Origin of the sequence: Nitratireductor luteus, assembly GCF_026162365.1 — a bacterium.
Taxonomy (GTDB): Bacteria; Pseudomonadota; Alphaproteobacteria; order Rhizobiales; family Rhizobiaceae; genus Chelativorans; species Chelativorans luteus.
The window spans coordinates 64,337-82,427 of the sequence record NZ_JAOANW010000010.1 but is presented as its reverse complement, the minus strand read 5'-3'; the positions used below and the strand labels follow the sequence as shown (position 1 = coordinate 82,427).

Sequence of the window (18,091 nt, the reverse complement as noted above, 5' to 3'; positions counted from 1 at the left end):
ATGTCGGCGGCTCACGCTTCCTCGGAAGCCTTGGGGAGGAGCAATTGATGGAACTCTTGAACGCCATCTTCGTGAAGCCGTTCGCCGACATGGCGGCCGCGCCCGATTTCCTGCTGCAGGTCCTGTGGGAAGGGCTGGTGGGCGGCGTACTCTACGCGCTGATCGCGCTTGGTTTCGTGCTCATCTACAAATCCTCGCGCATCTTCAATTTCGCGCAGGGCATCATGGTCGTGTTTGCGGCTCTGACGCTAGTGGGCCTGTATGAGATGGGCGTGCCGGCGCTTCTTGCCCTGCCGCTGACGCTGGGTGTCATGCTGCTTCTGGCCATCTCCATCGAGCGGGTGGTGCTCAGGCCGCTGGTCAACCAGCCGGACATCATCCTGTTCATGGCGACGATTGGCATCACCCTCTTCCTGATCGGGCTGGGGGAGATCATCTTCGGCGGCGAGAACAAGGTGATGATAACCGAGCAACTCGGCATTCCGACAGGCAGCATCCTGTTCGAGCCGTTCGGCGGGTTCGTCTCCATCGAGGAAAAGGACCTGACGGCGGTGATCGGCGCCGGGATTCTCGTCGCAAGCCTGCTCGTCTTCCTCAACAAGTCGAAGATCGGCAGGGCGATCCGGGCGCTCGGCGACGACCATCAGGCGGCGCTTTCGGTCGGTATCTCGCTGTCGACGATCTGGGTTATCGTCTGGTTCATCGCCGGCGTCATCGCGCTGGCCACGGGCATCGTGTGGGGCGCCCGCGCGGGGGTTTCCTTCGCGCTGGAGGTCATCGCCTACAAGGCGCTGCCGGTGCTCATGCTGGGCGGACTGGAGAGCGTGATGGGCGCGATCATCGGGGGACTCGCGATCGGCATCCTGGAAAAGCTGTTCGAGATCTATTGGGGCCAACCGCTGCTCGGTGGCAATACGGAAGCCTGGTTTGCCTACGTACTGGCGCTGATGGTTCTCCTGTTCAGGCCGCAGGGACTGTTCGGCGAACGCATCATCGAGCGGGTGTAATCGGATGCTCTATCGTACAGCCGGCCAGTTCAAGATTTCCTACAAGGCGGACCACGCGTTGTTTCCCGTGCGGCAGGATGCCTATCTGCTGGGCTTCGTCCTGCTGCTTGCCTTCGTCGTGTTTCCGCTGACGGCGAGCGAGTTCACATTCCGGGCGCTGCTGATCCCCGTGCTCATCTATTCGCTGGCGGCGCTGGGTCTGAACATTCTCACCGGCTATGCGGGGCAGCTTTCGCTCGGCACCGGGGCCTTCATGGGGGTGGGCGCATATGCCTGCTACAAGCTGCTGACCATATTCCCCGAAATGAACATCGTGATCGCCATCGCCATGTCGGGCTTCTTCTCGGCGGCGGTCGGCGTGCTGTTCGGGCTGCCGTCGCTCAGGATCAAGGGGTTTTATCTGGCCATCGCCACGCTGGCTGCCCAGTTCTTCCTGGTCTGGCTGTTCCAGAAATGGGCGTGGCTCTACAACTATAATGCTTCGGGCGCGATCCAGGTGCCTAATATCGACATGTTCGGCATCACGGTTGCCGGTCCGCGCGCCACCGCAATGACCCAGTATTACTTCGTGCTCGGCGTCGTATCGGTCATCACCTTGTTCGCCATCAACATCACGCGCGGCCGCATCGGCCGCATGTGGAAGGCGGTGCGCGACATGGACATCGCCGCCGAACTGGTCGGCATCAACCTGATGCGGGCGAAGCTGACGGCGTTTTTCGTGTCGTCCTATATCGTCGGCGTTTCCGGTGCGCTGTTCGTGTTCCTGTGGCGCGGCGCGGCGGAGGCCAATCTGTTCGATATTCCGCTGTCTTTCCGGGTCCTGTTCATCGCCATCATCGGCGGGCTCGGCTCGATCCTGGGCAATTACCTGGGCGCGATCCTGATCGTTGCCCTGCCGGTGATCGTAAGCACGGTGCCGGCAACGTTCGGCATACCGATCGATTCAGCCATGGTGGAGCATCTGAACGTGATGATCGTAGGGGCACTCATCATCACCTTCCTGATCGTCGAGCCGCATGGGCTTGCGCGGTTCTGGGCGGTCATACGGGAGAAACTGATATTGTGGCCGTTCCCGCATTAGCGGAACGGGCTGCGAAAACGGGGCCGGTTCGCCCCATCCATAAGGAAAAACGGACAAGTGGAGGAAATGAGCATGAAGACATGGATGAAAGCAGCCGCGACGGCGTCGGCCATGGCGGCGGGCGTCGTGTTCGCCGCACCGGCACTCGCGCAGGACGGGTCGATCTATATCCCCAACCTGTCCTATCGCACAGGGCCTTTTGCGGCGACGGGAACGCCGCTCATGAACGGCCAGCGCGATTACATCACGCTTCTCAACGAGCGCGATGGCGGCCTCAACGGCGCCAAGCTGGTCTATGATGAATGCGAGACCGGCTACAACACCGAGAAGGGGGTGGAGTGCTACGAGAAGACCAAGGCCAATGCCGTGGTCACGCAGCCCTGGTCGACGGGTATCACGCTGCAGGTGCTGCCGAAATCGAACGTAGATGAAATACCGATCCTGGCGCCAGGATACGGCTTCTCTGCCATGGCCGACGGCAAGGTGTTCCAGTGGGCCTATAACCCGCCTTCCTCTTATTGGGATGGCGCATCGATGATCCTCAATCACATTTCGGATAACGATCTTTCCAGCCTGTCGGGCAAGAAGATTGCGCTTCTGCATCTCGACCATCCCTATGGCAAGGAGCCCATCCCGCTGTTCGAGAAGCTGGCGGGCGAACACGGGTTCACCTTTCTGCCCATTCCGGTCGGGCTGACGGAGATGCAGAACCAGGCGGCGCAGTGGCTGCAAATCCGCCGCGAGCGGCCCGACTATGTGATCATGTGGGGCTGGGGGGCGATGAATGCCGGCGCCTTGACCGAAGCCGCCAAGACCAAATATCCGATGGATCAGTTCCTGGGGATCTGGTGGTCCGGCCACGACGGCGACCTCAAGCTGATAGGGGACCAGGGCAAGGGCTACCGCTCGATTTCGTGGAGTGTCCCGAACTCCGAGTCCAGCCTGATGCAGGACATCAAGACCCATGTGGTCGACGCCGGTAAGTCGCAGATCAACCAGGCGGAAGGCGAGTTCGATTCCGTGTTCTATCAGCGCGGCATCATGATCTCGGTCATCCTGGTAGAAGGTATCCGTGCTGCCCAGGAAGAATTCGACACTCAGACACCCAATGCCGAGCAGGTGCGCTGGGGGCTTGAGAACATCAAGCTCGACGAGGCGCGGCTCAAGGAACTCGGGGCGGAAGGCATGCTGGTGCCATTCTCGACCTCATGCGCCGACCATACCGGCCATGGCGGTGGCTGGATGCTCGAATGGGACGGCTCCAAGTTCGTCAAGGTATCCGACATCATCCAGCCGGATCGCAGCGCGATCGAGCCGCTGGAGGAAGAGAAAGCCAAGGAATATGCCGAGGCCAATGCGCCCTGGCCCGTGAATGAAGAGTGCGAGATGTAAAAGAGAAAAACGTCATCCCGGCCGACCACAGGGGGAGCCGGGATGATGGCGTTTACCGAAGGCGCGCAGTTCCAAGCTGAATGAGTAAGTGATGACCACTCCGGAAAGCGCAACGGCGCAAAAGCAAGACCCGGCACCCACCATCCTCGAGGTCAACAATATCGAGGTCATCTACGACCATGTGATCCTGGTGCTCAAGGGCGTGTCCCTGACCGTACCTCGCGGCGGCATCACGGCGCTTCTGGGCGCGAACGGTGCCGGCAAGACCACGACGCTCAAAGCCATCTCCAACCTGCTTCACGCCGAGCGCGGTGAGGTGACCAAGGGCAACATCGTCTTCGACGGCAACCAGGTCCAGAATCTGTCGCCCAACGATCTGGTGCGCCAGGGCTGCATCCAGGTGATGGAGGGGCGGCATTGCTTCGGACATCTTTCGGTGGAGGATAATCTTCTCACCGGCGCTTTCACGCGGCGGGACGGCCAGGCGGCCATCCGCCGCGATCTCGATCTGGTCTACACCTATTTCTCGCGTCTCAAGGAGCGCCGCAACAGCCAGGCGGGCTATACGTCGGGCGGCGAGCAGCAGATGACGGCGATCGGCAGGGCGCTGATGTCGCGGCCGAAGATGATCTTGCTCGACGAGCCGTCCATGGGACTTGCCCCACAGCTTGTTGAGGAAATCTTCGAGATCGTGCGAAAGCTCAACGAGGAGCAGGGCGTGTCGTTCCTGCTTGCGGAGCAGAACACCAATGTGGCGCTGCGCTATGCCAAATACGGCTATATTCTCGAGGCTGGCCGAATCGTGCTCGATGGCGAGGCCAAGGCCTTGCGCGAGAACGAGGATGTGAAGGAGTTCTATCTGGGAGTCGGCGGCGAGGGGCGGCGTTCATTCCGTAACGTCAAGCACTACAAGCGGCGCAAGCGCTGGCTGTCATAGCGCGGGTTTCATCCCGCGGAAATAGAGGGTGCATCTTGCACGCCGGGCGCTGAAACGGGCAAGCTGCGTACCGAATGCGGCAATCCTGCCATTGCCCTTGACGCTGGTTTTCGCTATTCCCCATCGCAAATCTTATCCCATGGGGTTTAGCGATGGCAGACGACAAGCCGGCCGGTCCGGTCGAGACGGGTGCGGAAATGGACTACACAGAACACGAGCGCACCTACAATCTGTTTTTGACGATCACGAAGTATTCGAGCCTGATCATCATCGCGATCCTCGTTGCGATGGCCTTCGGCTTTTTCACTTCTGCAGGCTTTTTCTCCAGTACCGTTCTCTTTGTCCTCATCTGCGCCCTGGGGGGGTGGCTGCTGCGCTAGGCACGCAGCCGGCCCCGCGCCAGCGGGGCCAATGTGGGGAGAGGACGGTCCAACCGAAAGGAATTGACGGTGGGACAAAGACTATTCGTGCCCAAGGAGCTCGATGCCAACGAACCGCGAGTCGCCGCATCGCCGGACACGGTGAAGCGGCTTACCGGGCTGGGCTTCGAGGTGACGGTGGAGAAGGGGGCAGGCCTTCCTTCGCGCATCGTCGATAGCGATTTCGAAAAGGCGGGAGCGAAGATCGGCACGGCCGGTGATGCGGCCAAGGCCGATATCATCCTGAAGCTGCGCCGCCCGCAAGCTTCCGAACTCAAGACCTACAAAAAAGGCGCGGTCGTCATCGCGTCCATGGACCCTTACGGCAACGAGGACGAGATCGCAGCAATGGCGAAAGCCGGCGTGACGGGCCTCGCCATGGAGTTCATGCCGCGCATCACGCGCGCCCAATCGATGGACGTCCTCTCCTCCCAGGCCAATCTTGCAGGCTATCGGGCGGTGATCGACGCAGCTGCTGAATATGACCGCGCGTTGCCGATGATGATGACAGCGGCAGGCACCGTGCCGGCGGCCAAGGTCTTCGTCATGGGCGCAGGTGTGGCCGGCCTTCAGGCGATTGCCACTGCACGCCGGCTGGGCGCCGTCGTTACCGCGACGGATGTGCGCGCGGCGGCGGGTGAGCAGGTCCAGTCGCTCGGTGCGAAGTTCATCATGACCGACGCGCTCAAGGATGCTTCCGGTGAGGGCGGCTATGCCCGCGAGCTCACCGACGAGGAGAAGAAGGCCCAGGCCGAGCTTGTTGCCGAGCATATCGCCAAGCAGGATATCGTCATCACCACCGCGCTCATCCCGGGGCGGCCAGCGCCGCGGCTGGTGACGGCGGATATGGTGAAGTCGATGCGCGCCGGCTCGGTGGTCGTCGACCTGGCGGTGGAGCGCGGGGGCAATGTCGAGGGCGCCGTCGCCGGCAAGGTGGTGACGACGGCGAATGATGTGAAGATCATCGGCCATCTCAACGTGCCGGGCCGGGTGGCGGCTTCCGCGTCGCTGCTCTACGCCAAGAACCTCTACACCTTCCTGGAGGCCATGGTCGACAAGGAGACGAAGGAATTTGAGATCGACATGGAGGATGAGCTGGTCAAGGCGACCATGCTGACCCATGGTGGCAAGTTGATGCATCCGAACTTCGCCGATACCGCCGCGGCGCCGGCCAAGATCGACCCGCAGGTAGCCAAGGCGGCAAAGGGCACCGAGCCGGGCCTCGAGGTCGCTCCGAAGAAGACCCCGGCCCGCAGAGCGGCTGCGAAGTCCGCGCCGGCGAAATCAACCGCAGCAAAATCAAGCGAAGCCAAAACGGCAGCCAAGCGCCCGGCCACGACGCGCAAGGCGCCGGCCCGGAAGCCGGCAACGCCCAAATCGGGGGGAGACGTCTGATGGAACCAACGGCAATTGAAAAGGCGCTCGATCAGCTCGAGCGCGCGGTGGCCAGCGTGCGCGCCGCCGTCGAAAGCATGCAGTCGGCCGAAGTGGCGGACGCCGCCGGTGCACTGGCGCACGGCGCCAGCGGCGGTGCGATCGACCCCTTCGTCTTCCGGTTGGCGATCTTCGTGCTGGCGATTTTCGTCGGCTACTACGTGGTCTGGTCGGTGACGCCGGCGCTGCACACGCCGTTGATGTCGGTCACCAATGCGATTTCCTCGGTGATCGTCGTGGGCGCGTTGCTGGCTGTGGGCATTTCGGCCTCCGGCCTTGCCACCGGCTTCGGCTTCGTCGCGCTGGTGCTCGCCTCCGTGAACATCTTCGGCGGCTTCCTGGTGACCCAGCGCATGCTGGCCATGTACAAGAAGAAGGACAAGTGACGTGACAGCCAATCTTGCATCCTTCTTCTATCTCGTTTCCGGCGTTCTTTTCATCATGGCACTGAGGGGGCTTTCGCACCCGACGACCAGTCGCCAGGGCAATTTCTACGGCATGGTGGGCATGGGCATCGCTCTCGCCACCACACTTCTTTATGCCACGCCTTCCTTCGGCGGCCTTCTGCTGATCGTGGGCGGCATCGCGGTGGGCGGCACGTTCGGCGCGGTGGTCGCCAAGCGCATCGCCATGACCGCCATGCCGCAGCTCGTCGCCGCCTTCCACTCGCTGGTGGGCCTTGCGGCGGTGATGGTGGCCGCCGCAGCGCTCTACTCGCCCGAAAGCTTCGGCATCGGTGAGGTCGGCGCGATCCATGCGCAGGCGCTGGTCGAGATGTCGCTGGGCGTGGCCATCGGCGCGATTACCTTCACAGGCTCCATTATCGCCTTCCTGAAGCTCGATGGCCGCATGTCCGGCAAGCCGATCCTGCTGCCGCTGCGCCACGTCGTCAATGCGGGGCTGGCGATTGCGCTGGTCGTGCTGGTGGTGATGCTGGTTGCGGGCCAGAGCACGACCGTCTTCTGGCTGATCGTGCTTCTGTCGCTCGTGCTCGGCGTCCTCATCATCATCCCGATCGGTGGGGCGGACATGCCGGTCGTGGTGTCGATGCTCAACTCCTATTCGGGCTGGGCCGCCGCCGGCATCGGCTTTACGCTGGGCAATCTCGCGCTCATCATCACCGGCGCTCTCGTCGGCTCGTCGGGCGCGATCCTGTCCTACATCATGTGCAAGGGCATGAACCGCTCCTTCATCTCGGTCATTCTCGGCGGTTTTGGCGGCGAGACCGCGGTAGCGGTCGATGACGGCCTCGACCGCACGGTCAAGCAGGGCTCGGCGGACGATGCGGCCTATCTGATGCAGAACGCGCAGAAGGTCATCATCGTGCCTGGCTACGGCATGGCGGTGGCCCAGGCGCAGCACGCGCTGCGGGAGCTTGCCGACAAGCTGAAGGCGCACGGCGTCGAGGTGAAATACGCCATCCACCCGGTGGCCGGCCGCATGCCGGGCCACATGAACGTGCTGCTCGCCGAAGCGCAGGTGCCGTATGACGAGGTGTTCGAGCTGGAGGACATCAATTCCGAGTTCAGCCAGGCCGACATCGCTTATGTCATCGGCGCCAATGACGTCACCAACCCGGCGGCGCGCGACGACAAGACCTCGCCAATCTACGGCATGCCGATCCTGGACGTGGACAAGGCTCGCACCTGCCTGTTCGTCAAGCGCTCGCTCGGCTCCGGCTATGCCGGCATCGACAATACGCTGTTCTACAAGGACGGCACGATGATGCTGCTCGGCGACGCCAAGAAGATGACCGAGGACATCGTCAAGGCGATGGAAGATTAGGCGCCGTTCAAGCCTATCGTGTTTGGAAATTCAACAGTTGAGAAAAGCCCGGCCATTGGCCGGGCTTTTCTTTCAGGTGAATCGGGTACCCCTTACAGCCGCACGATGTTCTATTGCACCGTGGAGCGCAGTTGGAATTCGCTCACGCCCAAGGCCAGATTGAGGCCGGTCTGGGCCTGCAGGCTGACGGGCTGCAGCATGAGGTTTTGGTTGGAACTGCTGACAAGGAGGTTGGCGCCCGCACCCACGCCGGCGGTCACCTCGGCGCTCGCGCCCACATAGTCGCCGGCAAGCGCGCCGGGCGCGTAGGCATCGGATGTCGGTGCGACGACGAGCCAGCGCATGACCTTTTCGCCCGTCGCGCCGATGTCTAGGCCAAATTTGTTCACCGCACCCACATAGGTTTCCGGCGGGCTGGAAGCGCTGGCCGGATCGAAGGTGCAGGAGAACTCTTTCGACGAAACAACGGCGATATTCACGCCTCCTTCGATGATGCAGTCGAGGGTTCCGATCTCAACCCGGCTTTGTGCAGCGGCGGGCAGCGCGCTGGCCGATAGGAGAAACGCCCCGCCGAGCGCCGCAATTATCTTACGTTTCATGCAATAATCTCCTGTTCCGTTACCGGGGGTAAACGGGATCAGGAATTCATTGTTCCGAAGAGATCGGTTCAGGCGCGGGTGCGCGCCAGACCATCGCGCGCCGGCGCATATTCGGGATCGAGCTGCAGCGCGCGGGAATAGGACTTTGCCGCTTTTGCCTTCTCGCCCTGCTGTTCGTAGACAAGCGCCTGATTGGCCCAGCTTTCGGCTATCTCGCCGTCCAGCCGGAGGGCCGTGTTGAAGTCCGAGAAGGCGTTCTCCTGGTCGCCAAGAGCCAGATATGAGAGGCCGCGCCCGTTATAGCCGTAGGGTTGATCCGGCGCGAGCGAGATGGCGGTGGCGAAGTCTTCGATAGCGTATTGGTGCTGGCCGCTGGCCTGGTAAAGCAGGCCGCGGCGGTGATAGGCACGCGGGTCGGTCGTGTCGAGCTGGATGGCGCGCTCGAAATCACGGAAGGCATCGCTCGACCGGCCGGCGAGGCGATAGAGTTCGCCGCGACCGATATAGGCGGCATCGTAGCTCGGGTTGAGCTCTATCGCCCTGTTGTAGTCGGCCAGCGCCTTCTGCTGGTCGCCCATGTACCGATGGATGAGCGCGCGGTTGGCGTAGGCCCTGTGCGAACCCGGATCCAGCGCGATAGCCTTGTCAAAATCCTCCAGCGCCTCGCGGTAGCGACCGGCGCGACCGTAGGCCGCGCCACGGACATTATAGGCTTCCGGATCGTTGGGGGTGCGCTGGATGACGGCGGTCAGCGAGCCGATATTCTCGGCCGATCCCTGGGCGGTGTCGATACGGCTGAGATCGCTGAGCGTATCGCTTGCCTGGCAGCCTGCGAGAAAGGCAGCCAATGCCAGCGTTCCCGCCAGCTTGTGGAACCCGACATGCAAACCCGTTCTCCCTTCAGCCATGAATTCTGTCCGTCCGTTCCAGATTGATGTGATGGCCACGTCCCGGATTTCCGCCCGGGTACGTGATGCAACAAAAAAGGCGGTCGCGACAAGCCTATCGCGCCACCTTCCTATAGAGCCGGAAAAGGACGAAATAGCGGCACTCAGCGTGCCGCTGGACGCCCACCGACAATGCCTTCGCGCTGAGCGCGCTTACGGGCCAGCTTGCGGGCGCGGCGAACGGCTTCAGCCTTCTCGCGCGCACGCTTCTCCGAGGGCTTTTCATAATGCCCGCGCATCTTCATCTCGCGGAAAATGCCTTCGCGCTGCATCTTTTTCTTGAGCGCGCGAAGCGCCTGGTCAACATTGTTGTCGCGGACGAGTACCTGCACCGGGTCTTCCTGTCATAGCGTTGATATGGATGTCTGATTCCCACAGACCATAACTTCGCGATAGCGCACCACCGCGAAATGGGGCGGCAAATAGCAGAAGGCGGCGCGTTTGTCGAGATTTTTTTGACTGGGGCGCCGGGTCGGAGCGTTTTCGCATTCATGCAAGCCGCGATACCGCACCTACAATCCGGTCCCTGTTTTCCAAAATATCCTGGACCAGTTCTCAGACCTTGGTGACCGTGACGCCGCCATCGGCGAGCATCGCCGCGCCGGTCACGAAACTCACCGCTTCGGAAGCCAGGAAGAGGGCCTGGGCGATCTCTTCGGGTCGCGCGGCGGATGCGGCGTCCTGCAAACTGAAGATTGCCGAGCGATGCGCCACCCGAAACCGGACGCCCGCGGGTGGCTATTTGCGCAAAGCGGCACCTGCCGTCGCAATTAGCGCAAGGCGACGCTTTCGCTTTCGATACGGATGGTTCTCAATCGAACGTCCTCGTGCGGATTCTCGGGGGAGACCCATGCGCAGATATTCAGTCTTTGCCCTGGCGCGCGAAGCAATGCGCGGCCACAAGGGCTGGCCCGAGCAATGGAAATCGCCCGAGCCCAGAAAGGCTTACGACGTGATCATCGTCGGCGCGGGCGGTCACGGTCTTGCGACCGCCTATTATCTGGCGAAAGAGCATGGCATCAACAATGTCGCCGTTCTCGAGAAGGGTTGGCTGGGCGGTGGCAATACGGGCCGCAACACCACCATCATCCGCTCCAATTACCTTTATGACGAGAGCGCCGGCATCTACGATCATGCGGTGAAGCTGTGGGACGGGCTGAGCCAGGATCTCAACTACAATGTCATGTACAGCCCGCGCGGCGTGATGATGCTGGGACACAATGTGCACGACGTGCAGGTGTTCAAGCGGCACATCCACGCCAATCGCCTCAATGGCGTCGACAATGAGTGGCTGACGCCTGAAGAGGCCAAGGAATACTGCCCGCCGCTCAACATTTCCAGGGATGCGCGGTATGCCGTCATGGGTGCCGCGCTTCAGCGCCGTGGTGGCACGGCCAGGCACGATGCGGTTGCATGGGGCTATGCGCGTGCGGCCAGCGCGCGTGGTGTCGACATCATCCAGAACTGCGAGGTGACCGGCTTCAATCGCGGCCCCGATGGCGCAGTGACCGGCGTGGAGACCACGCGCGGAACCATCGGCGCGAAGAAGATCGGCGTCGTGGCCGCAGGTCATTCGTCGGTGTTGATGCAGATGGCGGGCGTCCAGGTGCCGCTCGAATCCTACCCCCTGCAGGCGCTGGTATCGGAGCCGGTCAAGCCGGTGTTCCCCTGCGTGGTAATGTCGAACACGGTGCACGCTTATATTTCGCAATCGGACAAGGGCGAACTGGTGATCGGTGCGGGCACCGACCAGTATACTTCCTATTCGCAGACGGGGGGGCTCCACATCATCCAGCATACGCTCGATGCCATCTGTGAGATGTTCCCGATCTTCACGCGGATGAAGATGCTGCGCTCCTGGGGCGGCATCGTCGACGTGACGCCGGACCGCTCGCCCATCCTGGCAAAAACCCCCGTCAAGGGCCTCTACGTGAATTGCGGCTGGGGCACCGGCGGCTTCAAGGCTACGCCGGGGTCGGGCCATGTCTTCGCGCACACCATCGCGCGCGATGAGCCGCACCCGATCAATGCGCCCTTTACACTGGAGCGGTTCAGAGGCGGGCGCCTCATCGACGAGGCGGCGGCTGCGGCCGTTGCCCACTGAGGAATAGCGATGCTGCTGATCCATTGCCCATATTGCGAGGAAGAGCGGCCGGAACTGGAGTTCCGCCATGCCGGGGAGGCGCATATAGCGCGGCCGCAGAACATTTCCGAGATCACCGACAAGGAATTCGAGCGGTACTTCTTCATCCGCAGCAATCCGAAAGGGCTGATGTTCGAGCGCTGGCGCCACATCCATGGCTGCGGGCGGTTTTTCAACGCGGCCCGGGATACGGTGAGCGACAGGTTTTTGAAGACGTACGAGACAGGTGAGCCAAAGCCGGATTTGAGCGGGGAAGGACGATGATGGCGATGCTTCGCGCTTCCCGGAAACACGGTGTCGCCACATGATGCAGCCATTCCGCCTTGCCAATGCCGGCCACCTCGGCGGCGCATCCCCTGTGCGCTTCACTTTCGATGGCAAATCCTACATTGGTCTTGAAGGCGATACGCTTGCCTCGGCGCTGCTTGCCAATGGCGTCCATCTCATGGGCCGCTCGTTCAAGTACCACCGTCCGCGCGGGGTGATCGGCGCGGGCGTCGAGGAGCCGAACGCGCTGGTCGGCATCCACCGCGATGCAGCCCGGAAAACGCCGAATGTGCGCGCCACGGTGCAGGAGCTTTATGAGGGCCTGACAGCCGTTTCACAGAACCGCTGGCCTTCGCTGCGGCTCGATGTCGGCGCGCTCAACGATCTGGGGACCCCATTTTTCCCTGCGGGCTTCTACTACAAGACCTTCATGTGGCCGAAATCGGCCTGGGAGAGGCTCTACGAACCCTTCATCCGCCGCGCAGCCGGCCTTGGCGAAGCCCCCGACAAGCCCGATTCGGACCGCTACGCCAACCGTTTCGCCCATTGCGACGTGCTTGTCATCGGCGGTGGGGCAGCCGGTATCGCCGCAGCGCACGCCGCGGCGGAAAAGGGCGCGCGCGTCATCCTCGCCGACGAGCAACCCGCGCTCGGCGGCGCGATGCGCTACCTCTCCGCCACCTTGGACGGGAAATCTGGTTGGCTGTGGGCGCAGGAGATGGCGACCGCGCTCAGCGCCATGGACAATGTGCGGGTTCTGACCCGGACCACGGGTTTTGGATACTACGCGCAGAACATGCTGGGCCTGGTCGAACGGCTGAGCGACCATCTGGCCGAGCCCGACCCGGACCGGCCGCGCGAGCGGCTGTGGCAGGTGCGGGCGGGACGCGTGGTGCTGGCCACCGGCGCTATCGAACGTCACATGGTGTTCCCGGACAATGACAGACCGGGTGCGATGCTTGCATCCGCCGGGCGCACCTACCTGAACCACTACGGCGTCGCGGTGGGCACGAAGGTCGGCGTCTACACCGCCGACGATTGCGCCTATGCGGCGGCGCTCGACCTGAGAAGTGCGGGGGTCGATGTGCCGGTTCTGGTCGATTTGCGCCGCAAGCCGAACGGCGATCTCGTCGACCAGGCGCAGCAGGCCGGCATCGAAGTCGTGACCGGCCACGCTCTCAGCGGGACCGATGGCCGCCTGCGCATATCGCGCATCTGCGTCCGGCCGCGCGAAGGGGGTGAGCGGAGGGAATACGAAGTCGATGCGCTCCTGACGTCGTCCGGATGGACGCCGGCGGTGCATCTTTTCTCGCAATCGCGCGGCAAGCTGGCATTCGATGAAGCGACGCAGCGCTTCCTTCCTGACACCTACGTGCAGGATGCGGTGTCGGTAGGCGCGTGCAATGGCACGGCGGCGCTGGCTGATGGGGTGAAAGAGGGGCTTGCCGCCGGCGAGACGGCGGCGCGGGAGACCGGCCATCGCGGCAAGGGCCGGACGCTATCGATCGACGCGTGGTCGCCGGAAGGCGGCGCGGGCGGCATGATCGGCGACTCGGCACGCGCGCCCCAGCGGGGCAAGGCCTTCGTCGATTTCCAGAACGATGTGACCGCCAAGGACATAAGGCAGGCGGTGCGCGAGGGCATGCGCTCGATCGAGCATGTGAAGCGTTTCACCACCAATGGCATGGCGACCGATCAGGGCAAGACCTCGAATATGCACGGCCTGGCGATTGCCGCCGAGCGGCTGGGCCTACCGGTTCCCCAAGTCGGGCTCACGACGTTCCGCCCGCCCTACACACCTGTCACCTTCGGCGCGCTGGTGGGGCATGGGCGGGGCGCCCTGTTCGAGCCGACGCGCCGCACGCCGATCCACGGATGGGCTGAGGAAAACGGAGCCGTATTCGAGGATGTCGGGCAGTGGAAGCGCGCCTGGTACTTCCCGCGCGATGGCGAGGATATGCACGGGGCAGTCGCCCGGGAATGCAGGACCGTACGCACCAGCGCGGGCATTTTCGACGCCACGACACTCGGCAAGATCGAAATCGTCGGGCCGGACGCGGCGCGCTTCATGGAGTTGATGTACACCAATCCATGGCAGAAGCTCGCGCCCGGCCGCTGCCGCTATGGCATCATGCTGCGCGAGGACGGCTTCATCTATGACGATGGCGTGGTCGGGCGCCTGGCGGACGGTCGCTTCCATGTGACGACGACGACGGGCGGCGCGCCGCGCGTGCTCAATCATATGGAAGACTATCTGCAAACCGAGTTTGCCGAATTGAAGGTCTGGCTTACCTCCACTTCGGAGCAATGGGCAGTGATCGCCGTACAGGGGCCGAAAAGCCGCGAGATCATTGCTCCGCTGGTCGAAGGTATCGATCTTTCGGACGAGGCCATGCCGCATATGTCCGTTCGCGAGGGCAGGTTTGGCGGCGTCCCGACACGGCTTTTCCGCATGTCGTTCACCGGTGAACTGGGCTTCGAGATCAATGTCCCCGCCGATTTCGGCCGTCAGGCATGGGAAGCTGTCTGGGAGGAAGGGCGCAAGCATGGGGCCTGTGCCTACGGCACGGAAACCATGCATGTGCTGCGCGCCGAAATGGGGTTCATCATTGTCGGGCAGGATACGGATGGGACGGTCACGCCGCATGATGCCGGCCTTTCCTGGGCGATCGGCAAGAAGAAGACGGATTTCGTCGGCATAAGAGGGCTTGCCCGGCCCGATCTCACGGCAGTGGGAAGGCGGCAACTTGTGGGGCTGAAAACAAGGGATCCGAACAAGGTGCTGGAGGAAGGAGCGCAGATCGTCGCCGACCCGGATCAGGCGGTGCCGATGAAGATGATCGGCTTTGTCACTTCCTCCTACTGGTCGGAGAATTGCGGGCGCTCGATCGCGCTGGCGCTGGTTGAGGGTGGCCATGGCCGGATGGGCGAAATCGTCCACGTCCCGATGCCGGACGAGGTCATCGACGCCGAGATCGTGTCCACGGTGTTTTTCGACGGCAAGGGGGAGGATGCCAATGGTTGAGGTCTTGACGCGTACAGGCCCGCTCGATGGGCGCTCCTTCGCGGCCAGCGGTGTTCGGCTCTCGCCCGCCGAACCTGCCGCGCGCCTTTCGCTGCGCGCCGGCGGCGATGCGGTGAAGGCCTTGTCCAAAGCCCTGGCGCTTTCCCTTCCACTGAGGCCCAAATCGACATCCGCCAGCGGCAACCTTGCCGCCCTTTGGTTGGGGCCGGACGAATGGCTGCTGATCGACGAGGACGGCAATGACCTGATGGCGGCTTGCGCCGCCATAACCGCTGTTCATTCTGCGGTGGATATTTCACATCGCAATGTTGCGATCGATGTGACCGGGCCCAATGTGGAAGACGTGCTGGCGGCGGGCTGCCCGCAGGACCTTTCATTGCGGGCATTTCCGGTCGGTGCGGCATCGCGCACGATATTCGGCAAGGCGGAGGTCGTGTTGTGGCGCAGGAGCGAGCAGCATTTCCGTGTTGAATGCTGGCGTTCTTTCGCGGACTATGTATTCGGCCTGCTCGAAGCGGCGGCACGCGACCCCGGCTAGGTCATGACCCTAGCGTTCATCCCTGCGGAACCCCAGTGCATGCCGGCGCGTTTGAACGGCAGATGGAGGCATTGGGATATGCAAGCGGATCGCAAGTCGGACACGACGAAAAACAAGGGCAAGAAGATGCCCGCGAAGAACCACGAGCACGACGAGGAACTGGAAGAAGGGCTGGAAGGCACCTTCCCGGCCAGCGACCCGGTTTCGGTGACGGGAACGACACGCACCGGCGCTCCCGGCGAGTTTGCCAAGGAGAAACCTCTCAAGGGCCATGAGCATGATGAGGAGTTGGACGCAGGGTTGGAGGACACTTTTCCGGCCAGCGATCCGATTTCAGTGACTTCATCGTCTCACGCCGGCCCTCCAGGCAAGGACAGGCACCGCAAGGATTAGACTCTCGTCACTCGCCAGGCTGCGCCAGCGCCCAGGGCTGCAATCGGGACGAAAGCTGCGAAGACCCACAGCGCAACATTTTCCATCGAGGCGTTGCTGCCTTCGGTGAAGCCGGCCATGTTGGCGACAATTCCGGAGAGCGCTGCGCCCAGGGCAAAGGCGATCTGCTGGGTCGTGGGCATGGCAGCGGAGGCACTGTCGCGTTCCTTCTCGGCGGCTGCCGCGACCACGCGGCGGATGAGAAAGCCCCACAACATCCCGAAGCCGGCTCCCTGGGCGATTGCCGCCAGTGCTATCGCCCAGATCGGACCTTCAGCCATCAGAGGGCCGAGTACCGTGATCGCAAGCAGGATCATCAGGGCGCCAACCCTGATGAGGTATTTTTCGCCCGCTTCGCCGACGCCGGCAAAGGCCACAGCAGCCAGGCTCCAGGCAATGGATTCCGCCGCGATGATCAACCCGACGCCCAGTGCCGATACGCCGTGAATACGGTTGAGGATGAATGGTCCGTAGACAGTAAGCGACATGGCCGCCGCGCCCAGTGCCAGATTTGCGATGAAGCCCGCGCCAAGCATCGAGTCCATGGAGAAGGCGGAAGCGGGAAACATGCGCTCGGTGCCGCGATTGGCGTCGTTTTTCAGGAACAGCACGAAGAAGGCGGCGCCGCCGGCCAGCATCGGCAGCGAAGTGGCCGGGGAAAGCGTGACACCCGCCGCGGCCACGAGAAGCACGGAGGCCGATAGAAGGACCAGCCTCACCAGGGGAAAGCGGGGCGGGTGCCCGCTGCGCGGCGCGCTCGGTCTCATGAGTGCAGGCACCAATATGGCCAGGACAAGAGCCTGTATGCCAAAGGACCAGAAAGCCCAGCGCCATAGACCGAGGTCGGCGAAGAAGCCGCCGATCAGCGGGCCGGTGAAGGCGGCCGCACCCCAGATGGCCGACATGAGCGCGATCAGGCGCGGCCACATTTCACGCGGGAACAGGCGCTGGATGGCGACATAGGTGAGCGCGACCAGAAGCCCGCCACCAAGGCCTTGGGCAAGGCGTCCCGCCAGCATGACCATCATCTCAGGGGCCATGGCACTTGTCGCGCATCCGGCCGCGTAGACGAGCGCGGCGATCACGAAGGCGCGGCGGAGCCCGAAGGCTGTGGCGCAAAGCGCGGCGCCCGCGCCGCTGAGGATGGAGCCCAGGAGATAAAGCGACAGCGCCCAGCTTACGAACCGGTCGCCGCCGATCTCGGCGACGGCTGCAGGCATTGCCGTCGCTACCACCAGCGCGTCGGCTGCGTGCAGCCATATCCCGAGGCAAAGGAGCGCGAACTGGCCGAGATAGCCGGTTTTCAGGATACCGGCCCAGCCGGCGTCCGCGGGCGGCGTCGCGCCGTGGGGTGACTGCGACATTCCGTGTTTCCTGTCAGTTGACGGCTGTGTTGCCGCCTGCGGGCTCGATGCGATAGGCGCAACGCCTGGCGCCGGCCAGGATGTGGTCGGTGCGTGTAACCGCCACGCCGTCGCCCAAGACGGCGCGGAATACGGCAAGCTCCGATCGGCAAAAACCCTGACACGCGGTGGCCGCCGCACATATCGGACAATGGTTCTCAACCAGCAGGATGGCGCCGTCGTCGAGGGTCTTCACCTCTGCCATGTAGCCTTCGCGCTGCCGCAGCCTGGCTAGGGTCTCGACTTTCGATTCGAGGCTTTCCCCATGCGAAATCGCGTCGCTATAGACGTGGCGCGCCGTTTCCTCGCGGGCTGCTATCAGCTGCTCCAGACCCGCTTCGCCGAATATGGAGCGGACGGCGGAGATCAGTTCCAGTGTCAGTTCGGAGTGGCTGTCGGGAAAACGTTCGTGACCTTCCGCCGTCAGCCGCCAAAGCCTTTCGGGCCGCCCTCGGCCCTCGGTGATTTCCCGGTAGGTGACCAGCCTTTCGCTTTCCAACCGCGCAAGCTGCTTGCGGACCGCTACCACTGTGATGCCCAACCTGCTTGCCAGACGCTGCGCGGTCATGGCTCCCTTGGTCTTCAGTGCGAACAGGATGCGCTGTCCGCCACCTTGTGCCTGTTCATCAGCTTGCTCTGTTTGGGAAACCATCTGCATCGCCGCCTCCATTGATATTAAAGA

At 62.9% G+C, this 18,091-nt stretch carries 18 protein-coding genes and 1 pseudogene; 13 read left to right on the top strand and 6 right to left on the bottom strand.

Features of this window, described 5'->3' with window-relative positions; genetic code table 11:
• The first annotated feature begins 47 nt into the window (after positions 1-47).
• The 8 genes from N1058_RS15915 to N1058_RS15880 all read left to right on the top strand — a co-directional run bounded on the left by N1058_RS15915 (position 48) and on the right by N1058_RS15880 (position 8,055).
• Complete coding sequence (locus tag N1058_RS15915) at positions 48-1,007, top strand: branched-chain amino acid ABC transporter permease (protein WP_265518592.1); 960 nt, start codon at positions 48-50, stop codon at positions 1,005-1,007.
• A gap of 4 nt (positions 1,008-1,011) precedes the next feature.
• Positions 1,012-2,088 carry a branched-chain amino acid ABC transporter permease gene (locus tag N1058_RS15910; RefSeq protein WP_265518591.1) on the top strand — a complete coding sequence of 359 codons (1,077 nt, stop codon included), beginning with the start codon at positions 1,012-1,014 and terminating at the stop codon, positions 2,086-2,088.
• Positions 2,089-2,160: 72 nt separating this feature from the next.
• Positions 2,161-3,480: an ABC transporter substrate-binding protein gene (locus tag N1058_RS15905; protein ID WP_265518590.1), complete on the top strand. Its 1,320-nt coding sequence runs from the start codon at positions 2,161-2,163 to the stop codon at positions 3,478-3,480.
• Between the two features lie 91 nt (positions 3,481-3,571).
• Entirely contained in the window at positions 3,572-4,417 is an 846-nt protein-coding gene (locus tag N1058_RS15900) for an ABC transporter ATP-binding protein (protein ID WP_265518589.1), read from the top strand.
• Between the two features lie 152 nt (positions 4,418-4,569).
• Entirely contained in the window at positions 4,570-4,797 is a 228-nt protein-coding gene (locus tag N1058_RS15895; RefSeq protein ID WP_265518588.1) for an aa3-type cytochrome c oxidase subunit IV, read from the top strand.
• A gap of 69 nt (positions 4,798-4,866) precedes the next feature.
• Positions 4,867-6,231 (top strand): Re/Si-specific NAD(P)(+) transhydrogenase subunit alpha, encoded by a 1,365-nt coding sequence (locus N1058_RS15890; RefSeq protein ID WP_265518587.1) that lies wholly within the window; start codon positions 4,867-4,869, stop codon positions 6,229-6,231.
• Positions 6,231-6,656, top strand: coding sequence for an NAD(P) transhydrogenase subunit alpha part 2 (locus N1058_RS15885; protein ID WP_265518586.1), 426 nt, complete (start codon positions 6,231-6,233; stop codon positions 6,654-6,656). The genes N1058_RS15890 and N1058_RS15885 overlap by 1 nt, the downstream gene beginning before the upstream one ends.
• A 1-nt stretch (position 6,657) precedes the next feature.
• Positions 6,658-8,055 (top strand): NAD(P)(+) transhydrogenase (Re/Si-specific) subunit beta, encoded by a 1,398-nt coding sequence (locus N1058_RS15880; protein ID WP_265518585.1) that lies wholly within the window; start codon positions 6,658-6,660, stop codon positions 8,053-8,055.
• 110 nt (positions 8,056-8,165) lie between these two features.
• On the opposite strand, the gene N1058_RS15875 is transcribed toward N1058_RS15880, so the two are convergent.
• The 4 genes and pseudogenes from N1058_RS15875 to N1058_RS15860 form a co-directional block, all read right to left on the bottom strand.
• Entirely contained in the window at positions 8,166-8,654 is a 489-nt protein-coding gene (locus tag N1058_RS15875; RefSeq protein ID WP_265518584.1) for a DUF992 domain-containing protein, read from the bottom strand.
• A gap of 68 nt (positions 8,655-8,722) precedes the next feature.
• Entirely contained in the window at positions 8,723-9,562 is an 840-nt protein-coding gene (locus N1058_RS15870) for a tetratricopeptide repeat protein (RefSeq protein ID WP_265518583.1), read from the bottom strand.
• Positions 9,563-9,705: 143 nt separating this feature from the next.
• Complete coding sequence (rpsU, locus tag N1058_RS15865) at positions 9,706-9,933, bottom strand: 30S ribosomal protein S21 (protein WP_265518582.1); 228 nt, start codon at positions 9,931-9,933, stop codon at positions 9,706-9,708.
• Between the two features lie 223 nt (positions 9,934-10,156).
• Positions 10,157-10,267, bottom strand: a pseudogene (locus N1058_RS15860) (SDR family oxidoreductase); the annotation flags it as partial.
• Between the two features lie 184 nt (positions 10,268-10,451).
• Between N1058_RS15860 and N1058_RS15855 the strand changes: the two are divergent.
• The 5 genes from N1058_RS15855 to N1058_RS15835 all read left to right on the top strand — a co-directional run bounded on the left by N1058_RS15855 (position 10,452) and on the right by N1058_RS15835 (position 15,967).
• Entirely contained in the window at positions 10,452-11,705 is a 1,254-nt protein-coding gene (locus N1058_RS15855) for a sarcosine oxidase subunit beta (protein WP_265518581.1), read from the top strand.
• Between the two features lie 9 nt (positions 11,706-11,714).
• Positions 11,715-12,008: a sarcosine oxidase subunit delta gene (locus N1058_RS15850; protein WP_265518580.1), complete on the top strand. Its 294-nt coding sequence runs from the start codon at positions 11,715-11,717 to the stop codon at positions 12,006-12,008.
• 40 nt (positions 12,009-12,048) lie between these two features.
• Positions 12,049-15,036 carry a sarcosine oxidase subunit alpha gene (locus N1058_RS15845; RefSeq protein WP_265518579.1) on the top strand — a complete coding sequence of 996 codons (2,988 nt, stop codon included), beginning with the start codon at positions 12,049-12,051 and terminating at the stop codon, positions 15,034-15,036.
• The gene (locus N1058_RS15840) at positions 15,029-15,574 is read left to right on the top strand and encodes a sarcosine oxidase subunit gamma (protein ID WP_265518578.1); all 546 of its coding nucleotides are present in this window, start codon (positions 15,029-15,031) and stop codon (positions 15,572-15,574) included. The genes N1058_RS15845 and N1058_RS15840 overlap by 8 nt, the downstream gene beginning before the upstream one ends.
• 78 nt (positions 15,575-15,652) lie before the next feature.
• Positions 15,653-15,967, top strand: coding sequence for a hypothetical protein (locus N1058_RS15835; RefSeq protein ID WP_265518577.1), 315 nt, complete (start codon positions 15,653-15,655; stop codon positions 15,965-15,967).
• On the opposite strand, the gene N1058_RS15830 is transcribed toward N1058_RS15835, so the two are convergent.
• Positions 15,964-17,370 carry an MFS transporter gene (locus N1058_RS15830; RefSeq protein WP_265518576.1) on the bottom strand — a complete coding sequence of 469 codons (1,407 nt, stop codon included), beginning with the start codon at positions 17,368-17,370 and terminating at the stop codon, positions 15,964-15,966. The genes N1058_RS15835 and N1058_RS15830 overlap by 4 nt on opposite strands.
• 13 nt (positions 17,371-17,383) lie before the next feature.
• On the bottom strand, positions 17,384-18,067 hold the full coding sequence (locus N1058_RS15825; RefSeq protein ID WP_265518575.1) for a helix-turn-helix transcriptional regulator: 684 nt from the start codon (positions 18,065-18,067) through the stop codon (positions 17,384-17,386).
• Between the last annotated feature and the right edge of the window lie 24 nt (positions 18,068-18,091).